The organism is Sphaerimonospora cavernae (genome assembly GCF_042435035.1).
Lineage (GTDB): Bacteria > Actinomycetota > Actinomycetes > Streptosporangiales > Streptosporangiaceae > Sphaerimonospora > Sphaerimonospora cavernae.
This window is the reverse complement of the sequence record NZ_JBHMQT010000027.1, coordinates 1-1,778: the sequence shown is the minus strand read 5'-3', so window position 1 is coordinate 1,778 and position 1,778 is coordinate 1. Positions and strand designations below refer to the sequence as shown.

At 70.4% G+C, this 1,778-nt stretch carries 1 pseudogene; it reads left to right on the top strand.

The window, feature by feature from the left end:
* Nucleotides 1-86: 86 nt before the first annotated feature.
* Nucleotides 87-1,778: pseudogene (locus tag ACFHYQ_RS13030) on the top strand (hypothetical protein); the annotation flags it as partial.

Here is a 1,778-nt window from a genome sequence, read left to right as displayed (position 1 = left end):
ACCGGGTCGAGTTGAGCGGGCGGACGTTGCAGGAGCAGGTCTGGGGCACGAGCGGGGAGGAGGGCTCGACCCGGTATGAGTACGCGGTGACCGTCACCGGCACCGTCCCGGGTTCGCGTAAGCCTTCCCGGGTGGACCGGGTGCGTCAGGTGGGCCGGGAGAGGGCCACCACGGGGTGGCGGTACACGGAGGTCAAGACCGCTTACAACGCTGATGGGTTGCCGGTCACGGTCAACGATTACGGCGAACGCGGTGACGGCTCGGACAACACCTGCACCGCGACCACGTATGCGCGTAACACCTCCGGCGGGGCGTGGATGATCTCCTACCCGGCCCGGCAGGAGCGGCGTGGGGGGGACGACTGCGCGGCCGGGACGCTGCTGGCGCGCACGGTCACCTTGTATGACGGGGCGACCAGTGAGTCCTCCAACACCCCGACGCGGGGGAACGTGACCGAGACCCGCGCTTACAGCAGTGAGTCCGATCATGTGGTGACGAAGGCGACGTTCGACGGGTACGGCCGGCCGTTGACGATGACCGACCCGGCGGAGAAGACGACCACCACCGTCTACACCCCTGCGGTCGGGTGGCCGTCTGGTGGGGTGACGGTGACCAACCCGCTCGGGCACGCGGTGACGACCTGGTCCTCCCAATACTACGGTCAGCCGGTCGGCATGCGTGATGTCAACGACAACGATGTGAACATCGACTACGACGTGCTCGGGCGGACGTTGCAGTTGTGGACGCCTGAGCGGCCCAAGTCGGGAGGCACTCCGGCGGCGAGGGTCGCCTACGCCATTCCCTCCGGTAACAGTGGCCCGGCCAAGACGACGGTGTCGCGTCTGCAGTCCGGCACGGGCAGTGAGGCGAAGTGGGTCTCCGCCCACACCTATGTCGATGGGTTCGGCCGTATCCGGGAGGTGCAGACCGCCTCACCGGCCGGTGGGCGGATCGTTCAGGTCACCACCTACGACGGGCGGGGGCAGACGGCCGCGGCCTCCGCGCCGGTGCACAACACCGGCCAGCCGGGCTCGGGCCTGCTCAACCCCGGCCTTGCGACGCTGCCGCAGTGGTCCAAGCCGGAGTATGACGGGCTCGGCCGGGTGACCGCGCAGGTGGACATGACCGGCGGCACCGAGTTCCGCCGCACGACCACGAACTACCTGGGGGCGGACAAGTACGAGGTGATCCCGCCGACGGGCGGCAAGACGGTGTACTACACCGATGCCGCCGACCAGGTCACCAAGATCGAGGAATGGCTCACCGGGAGTGGGCAGCAGGCTGCTGGTGTTGCCGGTCCGATGCCGCCGGCCTCCTCTCCGGCCGCGTCTCCGACCGCTTCCGCCGCTGCCTCCTCCTCGGCCGCCGCCTCTTCTTCCTCCGCGGCCGCCTCTTCTTCGGCTGCTGGTGCCGAGACCGGGAAGGCGGCGGAAGCTGAGTCCGTGGCGGCCGGCCCCGCCCCCGCCGCTGCCCCCGCCGGCTCCGCTGCGGCTGGTGGGGTGCCGTCGGCGGAGTTGCAGGCCGCGCGCACCCGCGCCTCTGTGGAGGCGCAGCGGTCGGGTGAGCCGGTCGAGGTGGCCGAAGCCACTGATGAGACGAGCATCACCTATGCCCAGCCGGACGGGAAGACGTTCACCACGCAGGTCAGCGCAGGCCCGGCCCGGACCCGGCGCGGCGGGGCGTGGGTGCCGATCGACACGACGCTGGTCGAGCAGAACGGGACGTTGAAGCCGAAGGCGATCGCCGACGGTGCCGCCGTGGAGGTGTCCACCGGTGGC